General features: G+C 53.8%; 11 protein-coding genes and 2 pseudogenes. 9 read left to right on the top strand and 4 right to left on the bottom strand.

Translation table 11 applies throughout. The features are described 5' to 3' along the window. Positions 1 to 70 precede the first annotated feature (70 nt). From nuoL to G7064_RS14825, 3 genes and pseudogenes are all read left to right on the top strand, one after another. Positions 71 to 2,022: pseudogene (nuoL, locus tag G7064_RS14835) on the top strand (NADH-quinone oxidoreductase subunit L). Positions 2,023 to 2,049: 27 nt separating this feature from the next. Continuing rightward, positions 2,050 to 3,516, top strand: a complete 1,467-nt coding sequence (locus G7064_RS14830; RefSeq protein ID WP_166074196.1) for a NuoM family protein — start codon at positions 2,050 to 2,052, stop codon at positions 3,514 to 3,516. A 90-nt stretch (positions 3,517 to 3,606) separates the two neighbouring features. Continuing rightward, a pseudogene (locus G7064_RS14825) lies at positions 3,607 to 5,009 on the top strand (NADH-quinone oxidoreductase subunit N). Positions 5,010 to 5,078: 69 nt separating this feature from the next. Here the strand turns inward: G7064_RS14825 and G7064_RS14820 are convergent. The 4 genes from G7064_RS14820 to aspS form a co-directional block, all read right to left on the bottom strand. Then, a complete protein-coding gene (locus tag G7064_RS14820) occupies positions 5,079 to 5,726 on the bottom strand; it encodes a hypothetical protein (RefSeq protein WP_166074195.1) in 648 nt (215 codons plus the stop codon). Positions 5,727 to 5,893: 167 nt separating this feature from the next. Beyond that, positions 5,894 to 7,291, bottom strand: coding sequence for an OmpA family protein (locus G7064_RS14815; protein WP_166074194.1), 1,398 nt, complete (start codon positions 7,289 to 7,291; stop codon positions 5,894 to 5,896). 289 nt (positions 7,292 to 7,580) lie between these two features. Next, complete coding sequence (locus G7064_RS14810) at positions 7,581 to 8,375, bottom strand: 3'-5' exonuclease (RefSeq protein ID WP_205711121.1); 795 nt, start codon at positions 8,373 to 8,375, stop codon at positions 7,581 to 7,583. A 587-nt stretch (positions 8,376 to 8,962) separates the two neighbouring features. After that, on the bottom strand, positions 8,963 to 10,765 hold the full coding sequence (gene aspS, locus G7064_RS14805; RefSeq protein WP_166074193.1) for an aspartate--tRNA ligase: 1,803 nt from the start codon (positions 10,763 to 10,765) through the stop codon (positions 8,963 to 8,965). A 272-nt stretch (positions 10,766 to 11,037) separates the two neighbouring features. Between aspS and G7064_RS14800 the strand changes: the two genes are divergently transcribed. From G7064_RS14800 to G7064_RS14775, 6 genes are all read left to right on the top strand, one after another. After that, positions 11,038 to 11,928, top strand: a complete 891-nt coding sequence (locus tag G7064_RS14800; RefSeq protein ID WP_166074192.1) for an ABC transporter ATP-binding protein — start codon at positions 11,038 to 11,040, stop codon at positions 11,926 to 11,928. 55 nt (positions 11,929 to 11,983) lie between these two features. Next, complete coding sequence (locus tag G7064_RS14795; protein ID WP_166074191.1) at positions 11,984 to 15,604, top strand: ABC transporter permease/M1 family aminopeptidase; 3,621 nt, start codon at positions 11,984 to 11,986, stop codon at positions 15,602 to 15,604. Positions 15,605 to 15,687: 83 nt separating this feature from the next. After that, the gene (locus tag G7064_RS14790) at positions 15,688 to 16,146 is read left to right on the top strand and encodes a hypothetical protein (RefSeq protein ID WP_166074189.1); all 459 of its coding nucleotides are present in this window, start codon (positions 15,688 to 15,690) and stop codon (positions 16,144 to 16,146) included. Continuing rightward, the gene (gene trfA / locus G7064_RS23270) at positions 16,073 to 16,351 is read left to right on the top strand and encodes a plasmid replication initiator TrfA (RefSeq protein WP_166074188.1); all 279 of its coding nucleotides are present in this window, start codon (positions 16,073 to 16,075) and stop codon (positions 16,349 to 16,351) included. The genes G7064_RS14790 and trfA overlap by 74 nt, the downstream gene beginning before the upstream one ends. Then, positions 16,266 to 16,838 (top strand): hypothetical protein, encoded by a 573-nt coding sequence (locus G7064_RS14780; RefSeq protein WP_166074187.1) that lies wholly within the window; start codon positions 16,266 to 16,268, stop codon positions 16,836 to 16,838. The genes trfA and G7064_RS14780 overlap by 86 nt, the downstream gene beginning before the upstream one ends. 167 nt (positions 16,839 to 17,005) lie before the next feature. After that, the gene (locus tag G7064_RS14775) at positions 17,006 to 17,452 is read left to right on the top strand and encodes a nucleoside deaminase (RefSeq protein ID WP_166074186.1); all 447 of its coding nucleotides are present in this window, start codon (positions 17,006 to 17,008) and stop codon (positions 17,450 to 17,452) included. Positions 17,453 to 17,509 lie beyond the last annotated feature (57 nt).

Genomic DNA, 17,509 nt, shown 5'->3' with positions numbered 1-17,509 from the left:
ATTCACTCAACGGGCACCAAGTTCTCATCAGGCTCCGGATGACTCGTGTTTGCTTATAAGCATACCTCATATGCAAGAACTCGTTTTACCCAATTACGGCGCTCCTCACTCCACGCTGCTGTACATTCTTATTCCGTTGTTGCCCTTCCTGGGCTTCCTGATCAATGGCTTACTGAATAAGCGCTTGTCAGCCACTGTGGCTGGCCTGATTGGTAGCGCTACGGTGCTGGGCTCCTTCCTGATCTCTATCTATCTGTTTACCACGTTTGAGCGGCAGTACACGGTACAGCTCTTCGATTGGATTACGGTCGGCTCCCTGCGCATTCCCTTCCAATATCAGATCGATCAGCTCAGCCTGATTATGCTGCTGCTCGTGACGGGTGTGGGTTTCCTGATTCATGTGTACAGCATCGGCTACATGGCCCAAGATGAGAACGTGGGTAAGTTCTTCAGCTTTCTCAACCTGTTCATATTCAGCATGCTGGTGCTGGTGCTGGGGGCCAATTTTGTAATTCTGTTTATTGGCTGGGAAGGTGTGGGACTTTGCTCCTACCTGCTCATTGGCTTCTGGAATAAAAACCACGATTACAACAACGCCGCCAAAAAAGCCTTCATTATCAACCGCATCGGTGACCTTGGCTTCCTGCTCGGCATCTTCCTCATCTACCTCACCTTCGACTCAGTTCAGTACGCTGAGGTATTCCAGAAGGCCGCACTCAGCCAGTTTGGTCCTTACACCGTCAGCATCCTGACGGCTATTACCCTGCTCCTTTTCGTGGGTGCAATGGGTAAATCGGCTCAGTTGCCGCTCTACACCTGGCTCCCCGACGCTATGGCCGGCCCTACGCCCGTGTCAGCGCTCATTCACGCCGCTACCATGGTAACGGCCGGTATTTATATGGTGTTGCGGGCCAATGTGCTGTTCACCCTGGCTCCGGCTACGCTTGAAGTAGTAGGTATTATTGGTTTGGCCACGGCGCTATTTGCAGCTACTATCGGTCTGGCGCAGAACGACATCAAGAAAGTTCTGGCTTACTCCACGGTTTCCCAACTCGGCTATATGTTCCTGGCTTTGGGCGTGATGGGCTATACGTCTTCCCTATTCCACGTCCTGACCCACGCTTTCTTCAAGGCCTTAATGTTCCTCGGCGCTGGCTCCGTGATTCACGCCATGAGCAACGAGCAGGACATTCGCCGGATGGGCGGCCTGCGTAAGGCTTTGCCTATTACCTTCCTCACGTTCTTTATTGGCTGCTTAGCCATTTCGGGCATTCCGCCGTTCTCGGGTTTTTTCTCGAAAGACGAGATTCTGGCGCATACCTACGAGCACAACAAGCTCATGTGGGCAGTTGGCTTGTTTACTGCCTTCCTGACGGCTTTCTACATGTTCCGTCTGCTTTTCCTCACCTTCTTCGGCGAGTTCCGAGGCACCGAAGAACAGAAGCACCACTTGCACGAGTCGCCGGCCTCAATGACGCTGCCGCTGATTATTCTGGCTATTCTGGCGGCCGTGGGGGCTTTATGGGTGCACCTATGTTCCTAGGGGGCAAGCATTATCTGGCCGATTTCCTAGCGCCCATCTTCACATATTCTCGCCAAATCAATCCTTCAGCCTTCACCGGCGAAATTGATCACAGTACCGAACTCATGCTCATCGGCGCTTCTGTAGCGGCTGGCGTGCTCGGTATCATCTTCGCCTACGTGCAGTACGTTTCCCGCGGGGTGCGCCCCGTGGCCGACGAAGCGCAGCGCTCGGCACCCGAGAGCTTGGTGTACCACAAGTACTACATCGATGAGTTGTACAACGCCCTCTTCGTGCGTCCTATCATGGGCTTGTCGCGCGGCCTGTACCGCTTCGTGGAGCAAGGCATCATCGACCCAATCGTGAATGGATTAGGCCGCCTGACTCTGGGTGGGGGGCAATTATTACGCTATGTACAGACTGGTACAATTGGCGTGTACTTAATCCTTATGGTAGTAGGTATCGTGCTGATTTTGGCGCTGAATTTTGGCAAGTTTTAGATCTCGACACGTACCACACGGTAAATAATGCTTACAGCTCTTCTCCTTTTCTTTCCTCTAGCCGCCGCGCTGCTGTTGCACTTTGTCAAAGGCAATGCTGGACGTGTATTCGCCTTTGGTGCGGCACTGCTGGAGTTTATTGTCGCGGTGTACGCAGCCGTTACTTTTGATGCTAGCAATGTTGGGCAGTTGGAAGTAAACCTGCCTTGGATTGCTTCGGCGGGCATCAGCTTCCACGTTGGCATGGACGGGCTGAGCTTGCTGCTCGTGCTCCTCACCACCTTTCTGGTGCCGCTGATTCTGCTGGCTTCCTTCCGCCACGATTATAAGAACGCGTCGGCTTTCTATGCGCTGGTGCTATTCATGGAAACCGGCCTGATTGGGGTATTCACTTCCATGGATGCGTTCCTGTTCTACTTCTTCTGGGAAGTGGCCCTCATTCCGATCTACTTCCTGGCCGGCATTTGGGGCGGGGAGCGGCGTGTGGCTGTTACGTTCAAGTTTTTCCTCTACACGATTATTGGCTCGCTGTTTATGCTGGCCGGCTTCGTGTACCTCTACTACCAGACCGGCCCCGCCGCCAATGGCCTGGCCGCTCACACCTCCGACCTACAAGCTTTCTACGACTTGAGCCTAACGGCTGCGGAGCAATCGTGGCTGTTCTGGCTGATCTTTATTGCCTTCGCGGTGAAGATGCCCATTTTCCCCTTCCATACCTGGCAGCCCGATACGTACACCGAAGCTCCCGCCCCGGCTACCATGCTGCTCTCGGGCATTATGCTGAAAATGGGCATTTACGGTTGCCTGCGCTGGCTCCTGCCCATCACGCCACTAGGCGTAAGCCAATGGGGTTGGCTGGTTATGATTCTGGCTGTTATCGGCATTATCTACGGCGCTATCATCGCCATCCGTCAGCGCGACATGAAGCGGTTGATTGCTTACTCCTCTCTCTCCCACGTGGGCCTGATGGCAGCGGGTGTATTTTCACTCACACAGATGGGTTTGCAGGGCGCTGTTGTGCAGATGCTGGCGCACGGCGTGAACGTCGTGGGCATGTTCTTCATTGCCGACATCATTCAGCGCCGCACCAATACGCGCCTAATTCCCGAGCTTGGTGGCCTGACCCAAACGACGCCGCTGCTCTCCGTGAGCTTCCTAGTTGTGCTACTAGCCACGGTAGCTTTACCCCTCACAAGCGGTTTCGTAGGAGAGTTTCTGCTGCTGGCGGGTGTATTTCAATACAACAACTGGCTGGGCGCGGTAGCGGGCATCACCATTATTCTGGGGGCTGTTTATTTGCTGCGCATGTTCCAGCGCGTCATGCTCGGCCCGGCTACTTCCTTCACCGCCGCCTTCCGCGACCTGAATGGAGCCGAGCTAGCCGTGCTGGTGCCCTTAATCTTTATGATTTTCTGGATTGGCTTGTTTCCAAATACCTTCCTGCAAATGTCAGAACCCAGCGTGATTCGGATTCTGAGCTTAATGCAGCGGTAAGTTCTAAGCGTCGTTCGCCTTTCTGGAACGACCTCATTCAACGACTCACCAAAGCACAGCAACGCTGGAGATTGGTGTTACATCCTGCCAATGGCCTCTATTATATTACTTTCCGTTCTTGGCATCGCCAACCTCTTCTTAGGCTTTCTGCGCTCCAACCGCATGCTGCTGCCCGCAGCTATGGTTATTCTGCTGATCGTTTTCGGAGCTAATTTGTATGATTGGAACGCGCCTGCGCAGTCGTATTTCAATAACATGCTTACCATCGACCGGTTCTCGGTCGCTTTCACGGGCATTGTAGTCTTGACGACGCTATTGCTGCTGCCATTCTCGCAGAAATACGTGCGCGACAACGAAGCCAACCTCGCTGAGTATTATTCCCTGCTGCTGTTCTCCCTCGTGGGGCCATTATGATGGTCAGCTACGACAACATGCTCATGTTGTTCGTTGGCATCGAAATCCTGAGCATTTCCATGTACGTAGTGGCCGGCTCCGATAAGCGTAACGTGCGCTCCAACGAAGCCTCGCTAAAATACTTCCTGATGGGCTCGTTTGCCACCGGCATTCTGCTCTTTGGTATTGCCTTAGTGTACGGTGCCACCGGCGCTTTCCAGCTGAGCGAAATTGGCGCGGCCGTTACGAATCCCGCCAACGATTCGCTGCGCCCCATGCTCTACATCGGCATTCTGTTAATGCTTATTGGTATTGGCTTTAAAGTGTCGGCTGCCCCTTTTCACTACTGGACGCCCGACGTGTACGAAGGCACCCCTACCTTCTTCGCGGCCTTTATGAGCACCGTGGTGAAAACGGCTGGTTTTGCGGCATTTCTAAAACTATTGGTGCAGGCTTTCCCCGCCGCTCAGGGCTTCTGGATTCCTACCATTGTAGCTATGTGTGCGCTTACGCTGCTTATCGGCAACGTGGGTGCCGTGGCTCAGCAGAGTGTCAAGCGTATGCTGGCTTACTCCAGTATTTCCCACGCGGGTTACCTGCTTATTGGCTTGGTAGCGTTTAATGGTGAGCTCAGTGGGCTTTCAGCCAATGGCATTTTCTTCTATTCTTTAGCCTACTCCATCGCCACTGTAGCGGCCTTCGGGGTGCTCAAACTCGTGCACGATCAGCGCCAGCGCGAAGACTATGATGGGCTGAACGGTTTGGCCCGCACCAATCCGCTCCTCGCTTTTGTGATGACCATCGCGATGCTTTCCCTGGCCGGTATTCCGCTCACGGGGGGCTTTTTTGGCAAGTTTTTCCTATTCGGCGCAGCGGTCGATAAAGGCTATATTGGCTTAGTCGTCTTCGCTGTCATCATGTCGATGGTTGGCATTTACTACTACCTGCGACCTATTATCGCGATGTACATGAAGCCCGCCGATGACGAGACCGAGGCGCCAATAGCCGTCGGCAGTTTCCAATCGGCAGTGCTGATAATTTTGGCTGTGCTTACGGTTGTATTGGGTGTGCTGCCAGGCCTGGTAAGCGGAGTTTTGTAGAAGCGTGCTTACAACCCACTAAAAAGGAGCGGCCGATCAGCCGCTCCTTTTTTATTTCTCTCTACCTTCTTACCTGACGCCCAACAACTGCCGAAAATCATTCTCGATATTTTGCATGACTAGCGGAATCGATTTGCGCACTATTTCAGAGGCCATCTGCGCCTTCCCAAAGTCAGGACGAAAACCGTTGCTTCCCATTATAAATCCCGACGCATTATACTGCTGCATGCTGTCGAAATAGCTGTTGCGCAGCGCGTCTAACTGAGCACACGATTCCAGGGAAAAGAAGATCTTATTTTCGGTGTAGTACTTTATAAACGCGTCGTATGCTTGGCTGGCCGTTTTAATGCGTTCATCCTCTTCCTGGTCGGCATCGACGTGAATAAATTTTAGTGTGGCCGTCATATCTTTCAGAGCCAGGTTCAGGCTCACTATTTTTTGGTAAAGACTTTCCAGCACCAGCATCCGCTTCTCGTGGAGCCGGGAGTCTTTGGTATTGGCCAGTTGTAGCTCCGCCCGGAACTGCTCCAGACTTCGGTCGAGTTGGGCCTTGAACTCAACCGACTTGGTTTCTAATTCCTTCTCATAGGCCCGAAACCGCATTTTTAAAAATTGCTCGCCCAGCGCCTTTGCCACCCACGAAGCCGCGCCAATCAGCAGCGCATACACGCTGACATTTGCCAGAATTTCGCTCCAGTTGATATCTATTCCTATCATTATACCTATCGAAATATCGCGCCTTCCTCCTTGATTTACTTTATCGGCAAGTGCTAACCCGCCATTGACCTTGATAACTTCTGGGGGGCTTTTTAGTGCCCGATCACCAAAAAAAAGCCTCCTTATTGAATAAGGAGGCTCTTCGAAACAACTATAAAACTTAGGCCCTACTTGCGGGTAACGCGCAGGCTGATACGACGGTTAAGGGCGCGGCCGTCCTCGGTATCGTTGCTGGCAATGGGGATTTTCTGCCCATAGCCTTTGCTGGTAATTCGGGTAGCGTCAATACCCATATCCACGAGCGCGGCCATGGCTGCATTCGCACGGCCTTCGCTCATTTTCATATTGCCGGCGAAGCTACCACTGTTATCGGTGTAGCCCCCAATGCGCACTTTGGCGCGGGGAAAATTTTTCAGGATGGCTGCCACATTCTGCAACTGTTGCTGCGACTCAGGCGTGAGGGTAGCGCTAGACGGCGCGAAATACACTCGGTCGAAGCTAATCCATCCCTTCGTCCGATTCACCGAGTCAACTTGGGCAGCATCATTTGCTAAAAACTGATACAGCTTGTGCTCCGTCGAATTAGAGCCTACCATTAGCCGCGTGCCATCACTCATCTTAATCAGAGTGGGAAGGCCCGTGTCGTAGATATAGTTACCGGTAGCTTCGTCGTAGCGACCCTGGGAAGTGCTGGTGCTAGCAGTCGTAGGCGCTGGCACCGCAGCAACCTCTTCGGTATTGCCCGTAAGACGATTGAAGCCCAGATTTATACGGTCCTGCCCCAAGAAATATCCGAGCGCGGCAGCCACTGCCACTAACAAAGCGCCCAAGCCCAGCCAACTGGAAGACCAGGTAGCCTTTTTTGCAGGCGCGGCTTCCGGCTGATAGTAGTCGCTTACGGCTGCCACACGGCGGTTTTGCAGCCCAACCACTTCAGGGCTATAACTCGCTCCATTATCGCGCACGTCAAAATTCATAGGGCTCGGCCGGGGAATAGTCTGCGCTTGGCTTGGCCCCTGCGTCTGAGGTTGCGTTGGCGGCTGCGGGGCATGAGGGCGAGCCAAATCCGGCTGAATAGCTCCTACCATTCGGCGCTGCTCCTGTAGCCACAGGCTCAAACCCTGGGAGTCCAGCTCGTTCTCAGCAGCATGGCGGCCGAGTATGCCTAGCGTGATGGGTGTAGATAATCCCAGCAGATTATTCACGGTAGTATTTTGGCTACCAGCACTATCCGACACAGCTTCTACCGTACTACTGTAGCGGTCGCTAAGTAAAGATCTCATCAGCTCTGCGCCCCGGCTCTGCCAGCCTCCCCCTCCTATCAACCGTCCACTGGATGGCCGTAATACACCTTGTTCATGTGCCTCCCGAGCCATGCTCCACAGAACCTCGGCGCCACCGGCCTGTTCAGCTAAGCCCGCCAGGCTATTGATTACCAAAGCAGTTACCCTCGATACAGCTCTTTCAATACTGGCGTCGCTTTCTCCCACCGCAGCTACCCCAGTTTGCCGCAGAGCCTCTGTAGTGAAGCAATTCTTAACGGCTTCTAGTAAGTTGTAAGTCATAGCTATTCACGAATATGTAGATGGAAGAAGGAATAATAGTACAAATTTTTCTGAAATATATTCCATGTATAAAAATACAAAACATTGAACGTCAATGCCATATAATTTTTCTATCAGCTTATTAATTTATCAATAGAAACCTGATTATTCGACGTCGGCTCTTATGCTTCCTAGGTGAGCACAAGCTGAATTCCGAGGTAATTACCCGCTATATCAGTATCCATTACGGGTAAGAAGTATACAGCTGTTACGCCATTGATCAAGGCTTGTCGGGTGGAGCTATCAACCATTACGACCGACGCATCACGGTGCTTACATCATCGGCGTACACTACTGCGTCATCATGGAAAGGCTCGTCGCCGCGAAATTTCTGTAGCACGCGCGCCGTTGTAATAATGTCTTTCTGGCAATATTTCACGATGCGCGGCAAGTCCTTTTCATCGTAATACACGCGCGCTACATCACCGCCGTTGATATCGTCTTTGGGTGTTGGGATGCCGAACATAGCGGCTAGCAGCGGCAACGACGTGTAAGACTTTCGGTCGCCGAATTTCCACAGTTCCATCGTGTCGAAGTGCGCTACTTCCCAGGGCTTTTTGCCAGCAATATCCAGCTGCGGCGGTAGCGGTAGGCCATTGATGAGCAGACGGCGCCCTAGGTAAGGAAAGTCAAACTCTTTGCCGTTGTGGGCGCAAAGCAAATACTGGGGCTTGCGAGCCAGCAACGCCGAGAACTCGCGCAGCATCAGTTTCTCATCTTCATCGGCGAAAGACTTGACACGAAAGCGCCAGGTTTCTTCCTGCTTGTCAAAGTTGAAACAACCCACTGAAATGCATACCACCCGGCCAAACTCGGCGTAAATACCCGCCTGGGCAAATAAGCTGGCGGCCTCTAGGTGTGAGGGCATAGGCTCCACATCCTCAGGGCCGGTGCGCCAGCCTTTGTCGCGGCGCAGGGCGTGGCACTTGTGTTCCCAGAGCAGACGCAGCATATCATCCAGATCGTCGTGGCAGCCCACGCACGGCACCGTTTCGATGTCTAAGACAAAGATTTGGTCAAGCGGAGTTTTGCGCAGAATCTGCATGGGATAGGTGTGGCTAGCGGGCTATAGTGCCAAGATAGCGTTTTTGGGCTCTGGGGGGCAAATTTTAATGCAATTTGGGAGTTATGATAGATAATACTATTCGCTTATGTGAATACTAGAGCGTCGTATCCACTGCTTTAACTCATCCACTCCAATAGTAAGAGTTGAAACGTTTTCATAAAAACGTGGTGTGAATTCATAATGCTTGTGAATCTCCAGTATATAGCCTCGGCGCGAGCTAAATTCTAAGGTTACTACCATCTTCTCCCACGGCTGCCAGCCAAATTCCTTGGTCCATATTTGCTCCGGCGTGAGCCTTAACAATACATCTTTTTCTTTGACACGAAGCCTTGCTACATGAAAAAGTATAGCTCCGATTATTGCGAAGAATAGGCAAGCGAAAGTGGCCCCCTCACCTTCTGAACTATACATCCCACCCATTCCTGCTACGATTATAACAATTCCAAAAGCACCCTGCATTCAGGCACTCCATCGATTGTATCTTACCTCTATCATCTCACTAAAATAAAAAGCCTCATTACCTACATGTTGCTAGGTAATGAGGCATAATGTAAATCCTAGTCAGACTACTTTCCCACCACCGCCGTAGCAATGCTGAGCTCCTTCAGCTGCGCACCCGAAATCGGGGAAGGCGAGTCGATCATTACGTCGCGGCCGGAGTTGTTTTTGGGGAAGGCAATAAAGTCGCGGATGGAATCGGCGCCGCCGAAGAGGCTGCAGAGGCGGTCGAAACCGAAAGCGATGCCGCCGTGGGGCGGAGCGCCGTACTCGAAGGCATCGAGCAGGAAGCCGAACTGAGCCTGCGCCTCCTCATCCGAGAAGCCGAGTAGCGAGAACATGCGCGCTTGCACCGTGCGGTCGTGAATACGGATGGAGCCGCCCCCCACTTCCACGCCGTTAATGACCATGTCATAGGCATTGGCGCGCACCTGACCGATGGTATCGGGGCTGTCGAGCAGGGCGATATCCTCGGGCTTAGGCGAGGTGAACGGGTGGTGCATGGCGAAGTAGCGATTTTCCTCCTCGTTGAACTCAAGCAACGGAAAATCCACGACCCACAGCGGGGAGAACGTGTCTTTATCCCGCAAGCCCATGCGCTGGCCAATCTCCAGACGCAGTTCCGAAAGCGCCTTGCGCGTGCGGTTGGCTTCACCGGCCAGAATGAGGAGCAAATCGCCGGGCGCAGCATTGAACGCAGCTTTCCACTGCTGCAATACTTCCTGCGAATAGAATTTATCCACCGACGATTTTACGCTGCCATCAGACTCCACGCGGGCGTAAATCAGGCCCGTAGCACCAATTTGAGGCCGCTTGACAAATTCGGTCAGCTCATCGAGTTGCTTGCGGGTGTACACAGCGCTGTTGAAGGCGTTGATACCAACGACCAATTCAGCGCTCTCGAACACCGGGAAGTTATAGCCCGATACGATATCCTGCGTTTGGGCAGCCGTGGGGGGCGTTTTTTCGGCGTTTTTGAGCTCCACAAACTTCATTTCGAAGCGCGTGTCGGGCTTGTCGTTGCCGTAGAAGCGCATGGCGTCGGCGTAGGTCATGCGCGGTAACTCCCCAATTTCCAGGCCCTTTACTTCTTTAAACAGGTACTGCACCAGGCCCTCGAAGGTGCGCAGAATATCTTCCTGCTCCACGAACGACATTTCGCAGTCAATCTGGGTGAACTCGGGCTGGCGGTCGGCGCGCAGGTCTTCGTCGCGGAAGCACTTTACAATTTGGAAATAGCGGTCGAAGCCCGACACCATCAGCAGCTGCTTGAACGTCTGAGGCGACTGGGGCAGGGCGTAAAACTCGCCGGGGTTCATACGGGAAGGCACCACAAAGTCGCGGGCACCTTCCGGGGTGCTTTTGATGAGGACCGGCGTTTCTACTTCGATAAACTCCTGTCCATCGAGGAAGCGGCGCGTGGCTTGGGCCACGCGGTGGCGCAACTCCAGATTGCGGCGCACGGGTGAGCGGCGCAAGTCGAGGTACCGGTACTTCATGCGCAGGTCGTCGCCGCCGTCGGTATCGTCTTCGATGAGGAAGGGGGGCAATTTGGCGGGGTTCAACACGTCCAGCTTCTCCACCCGAATCTCGATGTTGCCGGTGGGCATCTTATCGTTTTTGGAGTGGCGCTCGGCTACTTTACCCGTCACGCAGAGCACAAACTCACGGCCCAGCTGGCGGGCTTGCTCCCGAACTTCGGCTGTTTCAACGCCTTCTTCCAGAGCCAATTGAGTGAGGCCATAACGGTCGCGCAGGTCAATCCAGAGGATGCCGCCTTTGTCGCGGGTACGCTGCACCCAGCCGCAAAGAGTAACAGATTGGCCAGCGTGTTCGAGGCGAAGTTCGCCGCAGGTATGGGTACGGAGCATGTGCTTAACTAGTCGGTAAGAGGTAATCGGGACTTCGAGAGCGAAGGTAGGAAGATATGCCGGGCTCAAAAACGCGGTAAGACCAGCTATTTATTTTTTGCGGGCTGTAATACCGGCCCCAGCCCCGCGATTCATACCCTCAAAAAGCCCCCCAGTAAAGATTCTCCGCCGAAAGGGCAACTCTTATAGGCTATTCTCTATCTTTCAGCTGATTCTTTCCGTCTTTTCCACATTCCTGCCTTTTTCCCTTCTTTTTAACTTCATCCGTACGCATGGCCCTCGTCATCAAAAACCTGTCGAAAACTTACTCCAACGGTGTGCAGGCCCTGCGCGACGTGAACCTAACCATCCCGACGGGCATGTTCGGGCTGCTGGGACCGAATGGCGCGGGCAAGTCGAGCTTAATGCGCACCATTGCCACCTTGCAGGAAGCCGACAGCGGCAGCATTTTCCTCGATGAACTGGACGTGCTACGCGAAAAAGACGCGGTGCGCCGCATTCTAGGCTATCTGCCGCAGGAGTTTGGCGTGTATCCGAAAGTAGCCGCCGAGGATTTGCTCGACCACTTCGCTGTCCTCAAAGGCCTTTCCGACAGCAAGGAGCGCAAAGCCACGGTGGCCGCTTTGCTGCACAAAACCAACTTGTATGATGTGCGCCGCAAGAATTTGGGGGGCTATTCTGGGGGCATGAAGCAGCGTTTCGGTATTGCACAGGCGTTGCTCGGCAATCCGCGCCTCATCATCGTGGATGAGCCCACCGCTGGACTCGACCCGGCCGAGCGCAACCGCTTTCACAACCTGCTAAGCGAGATTGGCGAGAATATTATCGTTATTCTGAGCACACATATTGTGTCAGACGTGAGCGACTTGTGCCGCAACATGGCCATTATTAACAAAGGCCAAGTGCTGCTGACCGGCGACCCGCTGGTGGTGATGAATGAGTTGCAAGGCCAAGTATGGCGCCGCGCTATTGCCAAGGAACAGCTGCCGGCGCTGCAGCAGGAGCAGCAGGTAATTTCCTCTCGCCTCTATGCGGGCCAAACTATTGTGCACGTGGTCAGTGATGGGCAGCCGGGCCCGGATTATGAGCCGGTAGTTCCTTCCTTAGAGGATGTGTATTTCTCCCGCATTGCGGAGGCTGAACGTGCGAAAGTAACGGCGTAAGCTGCACCTTTTAGCTTCTCCATTCCTGGCCTTTTGCCTAAAATTCTCTCCTCTTATGTTCCTTCAAATATTTCGCTTTGAGCTGTGGTACCGACTGCGGCGACCAGCTACCTATATCTATTTCGGCATTCTGCTGCTGCTAGCTTTGTTACTGATGCTCACGTCGGGGGGCTTTTTCAAGGGATTAGCGGTGAGTGTAGGCACTAAGGTGTTCGTAAACTCGCCCTTCTCCTTGAATGGCTACACCACTGTGCTTACCCTAGTGCCGGGCGTGCTGCTCATTTCGGCTATGTTCGGGCCGGCCATTCTGCGCGATTTTGAAACCCGCATGCACCCGCTGCTCTTTACCACGCCCATCTCACGAGTGGGGTATCTGGGAGGGCGCTTCGCTGGTACGCTCGTTATTACCATGTTGGTGCTCAGCGGTATTGCGGTAGGCTTATTTATTGGAACGCTGATCCCGGGCATGCCGGCTGACCGAATCGGGCCGCAGCGTTTGCTGAATTATCTGAACCCTTACTTCATAGTGGTTCTGCCCAACGTGCTGCTGATGGGGGCCATTTTCTTTGCTCTCGGCACGCTTACGCGCAAGGCACTGGCTACTTATGTGGGCAGCATCGTGTTTTTGGTGCTGTATTTCGTGGCCCAAAGCCAGCTCTCCGACCTCGATAACAAAACCCTCGGTAGCTTACTCGACCCGATGGGCAGCGGTGCCACGCGCGAGCTCACCAAATACTGGACGACGGCCGAGAAAAACACCCAGATAGTGCCACTTACGGGCCTGTTGCTCGGCAACCGCGTAGTGTGGCTTGGAGTAGGCTTAGCGCTGCTGGGCTTCTGCTTCTGGCGTTTTCGCTTCAGCCAAAGTGCTGCCGAAGGCCCCATACGGCGCCGTGCCGAGCGGCCCGGCTTAGACGTAGTGCCTACCACGGCCAGCGTCGTGCTGCCGCGCGTACACCAACAGTTTGGCACCAGCCAGTACTTGCGCCAGTGGGCCCGCCTGACCAAGCTAGAGTTTCTGGATATCATCCGCAGCCCCTATTTCATTGCTATCGTGGTAGCGGGCTTGGCCTTTTTGCTGGCTGCGGCCCTACAGATCGGGAAGATCTTTGACACCCGAACCTTCCCCGTCACGGCGCAGGTGGCCATCATTTTGTCGGGATCCTTCAGCCTGTTCTCGCTGGCAATCATCACTTTCTACGCCGGCGAGCTAGTGTGGCGGGAGCGGGATGCTCATCTAAATCAGATTTATGACGCCCTGCCCCTGCCTAACTGGGTACCCTTGGCTTCTAAGCTAGCGGCCCTGCTACTGGTGCCAGTGGTGCTGCAAGTAATCGTGCTGGTTTGTGGTTTGCTAACGCAGATTTTCTCCGGCTACTTCCAATTCGAGCTCGGGCTGTACATCCAGTATCTATTCGGACTGCGGCTCCTTGATTACTGGCTCTTGGTGGTGTTGGCAATAGCCGTGCATGTGCTGGTCAATCATAAGTATCTGGGGCACTTCGTGATGCTGCTGTATTACATGTTCACGCTTTTTGCGAGCCAACTCGGCATTGAGCACAACTTGGCCATCTACGGCTCCGACCCCGGCATACAGTACTCGGCCCTGAACAAATTTGGCCACTTTATTGGGCCGTACATGTGGTTTAAGCTGTACTGGGCGGGTTTGGCGCTGGTGCTGGCCGTAGGGGCCAATTTACTCTGGGTGCGCGGCACCGAAACTAGCGGCAACGTGCGCCAAAAGCTGGCGGGCAGCCGCTTTACCGGCCCGGCCCGCTTGGCGATGGGCGCGGGTTTGCTCACTTTTCTAATCGTGGGAGGCTTTATTTATTATAATACGAATGTGCTCAATCGCTACCAAGGCTCTAAAACGCAAGAGAAGCTGACCGTAGAATTTGAGAAAAAATACAGCCGCTTGGGCAAGCGCCCACAGCCTCGCATTACGGCCGTGGAAGTGCAAGCTGACCTATTTCCGAGCCGGCAGGAAGTGCGCCTGCGGGGCCAGTACTGGCTGCGCAACAAAACCGGTCAGCCCATCGATTCGGTGCAGTTAAACCTACCGCAGGAGGCTCGTATTCGCTTGCTGGCTCTCGGCGCAGTTGGCGCGGCACCAGCCCGCACAGTCCTCTCCGATTCGCTTATGGGCTTCTATGTGCAGCGATTAGCCAAGCCCCTAGCTCCCGGCGACTCCCTGCCGCTGCGCTTCGATTTGTATTATGCGGCCCCAGGCTTCGAGAACGTGACGAACCGCACCAGCGTCGTGTACAACGGCACTTTCATCAATAGTCAACTGCTGCCTAATATTGGCTATAACCCACAGGCCGAAATCAGCGACGAGGAAACGCGCAAGGACTATAATTTGCCCCCCAAGCCGCGCATGGCGTCGCTCACTGACACTGCTGCCCGCCGCAACACTTACATCAGCCACGACGCGGACTGGGTGCGCTTCGCCGCCACCGTCAGCACCGAGCCTGACCAGCTAGCGCTGGCGCCCGGCTACTTGAAAAAGGAATGGACCGAGAACGGACGCCGCTATTTCCGCTACGAGATGGACGCGCCTATTCTCAACTTTTATTCTTTCCAATCGGCCCGCTATGCCGTGCGCAAGGCTAAGTGGAACGATGTCGATATTGCCATTTATTACCAGCCTGGCCACGAGTATAACCTCGACCGCATGGTGCGCGGCGTGCAGGACGGCCTGACGTATTTCACTAAAAACTTCGGCCCTTACCAACACCGGCAAGTACGCATCGTGGAGTTTCCGGGTTATCAGTCCTTTGCTCAAAGCTTTCCCAACACCATTCCTTACTCGGAGAACATCGGCTTTATCGCCAAAATAGACTCTACCGACCCTGAGGATGTGGATTACCCCTACTATGTGACGGCCCACGAGGTAGCGCACCAATGGTGGGCTCATCAAGTAATTGGGGCCAACGTGCAGGGCTCTACTATGATGTCGGAAACTCTGTCACAGTATGCCGCCCTTATGGTGATGAAGCAGCTCTACGGCGAGGCCCGCATGCGCAAATTCTTGAAGCATGAAATGGACCGTTACCTTACTGGCAGGGCCACGGAGCAAAGCAAGGAACAGCCGTTGTATAAGGTAGAGAATCAGCAGTATATCCACTATCGTAAGGGCTCGGTGGCGATGTACGCCTTGCAGGATTACGTGGGGGAAGACAAGGTAAACCAAGCGTTGGCGGCCTATATCAAAGAGGTAAAGTTTCAGCAGCCGCCTTACACTACCTCGCCAGACTTGATACGCCACCTACGCCAGGTTACGCCCGACTCTTTGCAGTACCTGATTACGGATATGTTTGAGCGCATTACGCTGTATGAAAACCGCGTCGATTCGGTTTCTTACAAAAAGCTACCGGGGGGCAAATATCAGGTCACGCTGAACCTGAACAGTAAGAAATTTTATGCCGACAGTTTGGGCAACGAAAAACCGGCGCCCATGAATGACTGGATTGACATTGCCGTGCTCACCGAGCGGAAAGTAAACGGCAAGTGGCGCGACGAGCCACTGTACCGGCGCAAAACTCGATTAAAAGCGGGCACCAATAAACTGGAGATACTCGTGTCCGAAAAACCGGTAAAGGCTGGTATTGACCCATTTAATGAATTAATTGACCGCGACCCAGACGACAACGTCAAAAACTTACCTCGCAGCTAGCTGGGAGGCTTTTCGGGTTTGGCCCGGATTGTGCAAAGGGCCGGAAGACACTCTTGTTTTCCGGCCTTTTGTCTATTCTTCCTATGAAATATACTGCTCTTCTCGCCGCGGCTTTCCTCACCGTAGCATCTGCCCAGGCCCAAACTTCCACCAAAGGCAAGACCAAAACGCAGGTCAACGGTACCAGCGTTAAGTCCAAGACCAGCACCGAGCCCGTTACCCTCGACGGTCCGATAAAGCGCGTTGAAACGCTCTCCGGCATCGACGTGTACCCCGATCCGAACACGAACACCATCTTCCTGAGCTTCACGCAGCAGTTCACCAAGCCCGGCACGCTGGTGATGACCAACTACAAAAACGCCCCCGTTTACACCGCCGCTCTCGACCCACTCAACAACACAGGCCAGCCTGTTGACCTGGGTCGCATCCCAGCTGGCACGTATTTGGTAGAGGCTAAAACAGGCAATTATGTGTACTGGAAAAAGGTGCGCATCAAGTATCCATCGGTTCCGGTGGCAAGTAAAAAAAAGAAGCGACGCTAAATCCGCCTATTTAGTTAGCTTTTTTACCTCCGTAGTCGTTTTGGCTGCGGGGGTTTTTTTATTTGTTTTTTTGTGGTGGCGCTGGCGAAAAGTTGCGCCTTTTATTTCCCCTCGTTTCTATGAAAACTTCTTTGCGTTTGCTCCGATTTGCCCCCTACACCTTGCTCCTGCTCCTGTTGGTCGCATTTGCCGCGCCCAAGCCTAAGCTTAAAAAAACACCCATCACCAAAAATCTCACCGTCGGTATTCCAGAAGGCTTCACCGCCCTGCCCGACGATGGTATAGCTGCCAAATATCCCGCCCCGCGCAAGCCGCTGGCCGTATTCACCAACCCTAGCGGCCGCGTCGACTTCAGTGTGGCCCAGAAGCCTAGCACCTTCACCAGCAAGGATTACGGTATTCTGCTCAAGATCTACAAAGCCAGCATTCAGAATGCCTACACCAAAGTGGACTTCCTAACCGAAGACATTCGCACCATCAACAAGCGTGATTTTGTGGTACTAGAGTTTGTCTCATCGGTGGCGGATACGCGTCGGGGGGGCAATTTGGCGCCTATTCGCCGCTACCAGTTGGTGCAGTACGCCATTGAGGGCGACCAACTCATAGTCTTCACCTTCAACTGTCCCGCCGAGGAACAGGCACAATGGCAGCCTACCGCCCAAGCCATGATGCAGAGCATTGCGCTGAAGTAAGATCTTCTTCTGTTTTTGAAGTCAAGAAAAAAGGCGGTTATGCCGAGCGCAGCGCAGCATCTCGCGTGTTTAGTGGGAGTACTAATCCTACTACCGCGAGCGAGATGCTGCGCTGCGCTCGGCATGACCGCCTTTTTTAGTTTATTATCAAAACCATCCATCAGCCTATGACCCTTTCCCTCTATAGCGACGAAAGCTACATGCGCGAAGCCTTGAAGCAGGCGCGCTACGCCCTAGAAGAAGATGAGATTCCGATTGGGGCAGTGGTCGTGCTGGAGCGCCAGATTATTGCGCGAGCCTACAACCAAACCGAAAAGCTAAAGGACGTCACTGCCCACGCCGAAATGCTGGCCCTTACGGCCGCTGCCAACTTTTTGGGTAATAAATACCTTACCGACTGTAGTTTATACGTCACTATAGAGCCCTGCGTGATGTGCGCGGGCGCCAGTGCTTGGGCTCAGATGCGGCGCGTGGTGGTTGGCGCGCCCGAGGAAAAACATGGATTTCGGCGGCACGGTAACCTGCTACACCGGCGCACAGAACTGGTTACGGGCATTATGGCCGCGGAAAGTGCGGAGCTGATGCAGGAGTTTTTTGCCCGCAAGCGGAAATAATTACTTTTGATGGCCGCTGGGGGGCAAATTCTAACCCTTCGGCGGCTTTGTCAGTTA

This window comes from Hymenobacter sp. HDW8, from assembly GCF_011305775.1.
In the GTDB taxonomy this organism is placed as follows: domain Bacteria; phylum Bacteroidota; class Bacteroidia; order Cytophagales; family Hymenobacteraceae; genus Hymenobacter; species Hymenobacter radiodurans.
Note: the sequence above shows the minus strand (reverse complement) of the source record. Positions and strands in the feature narration are given on the sequence as shown.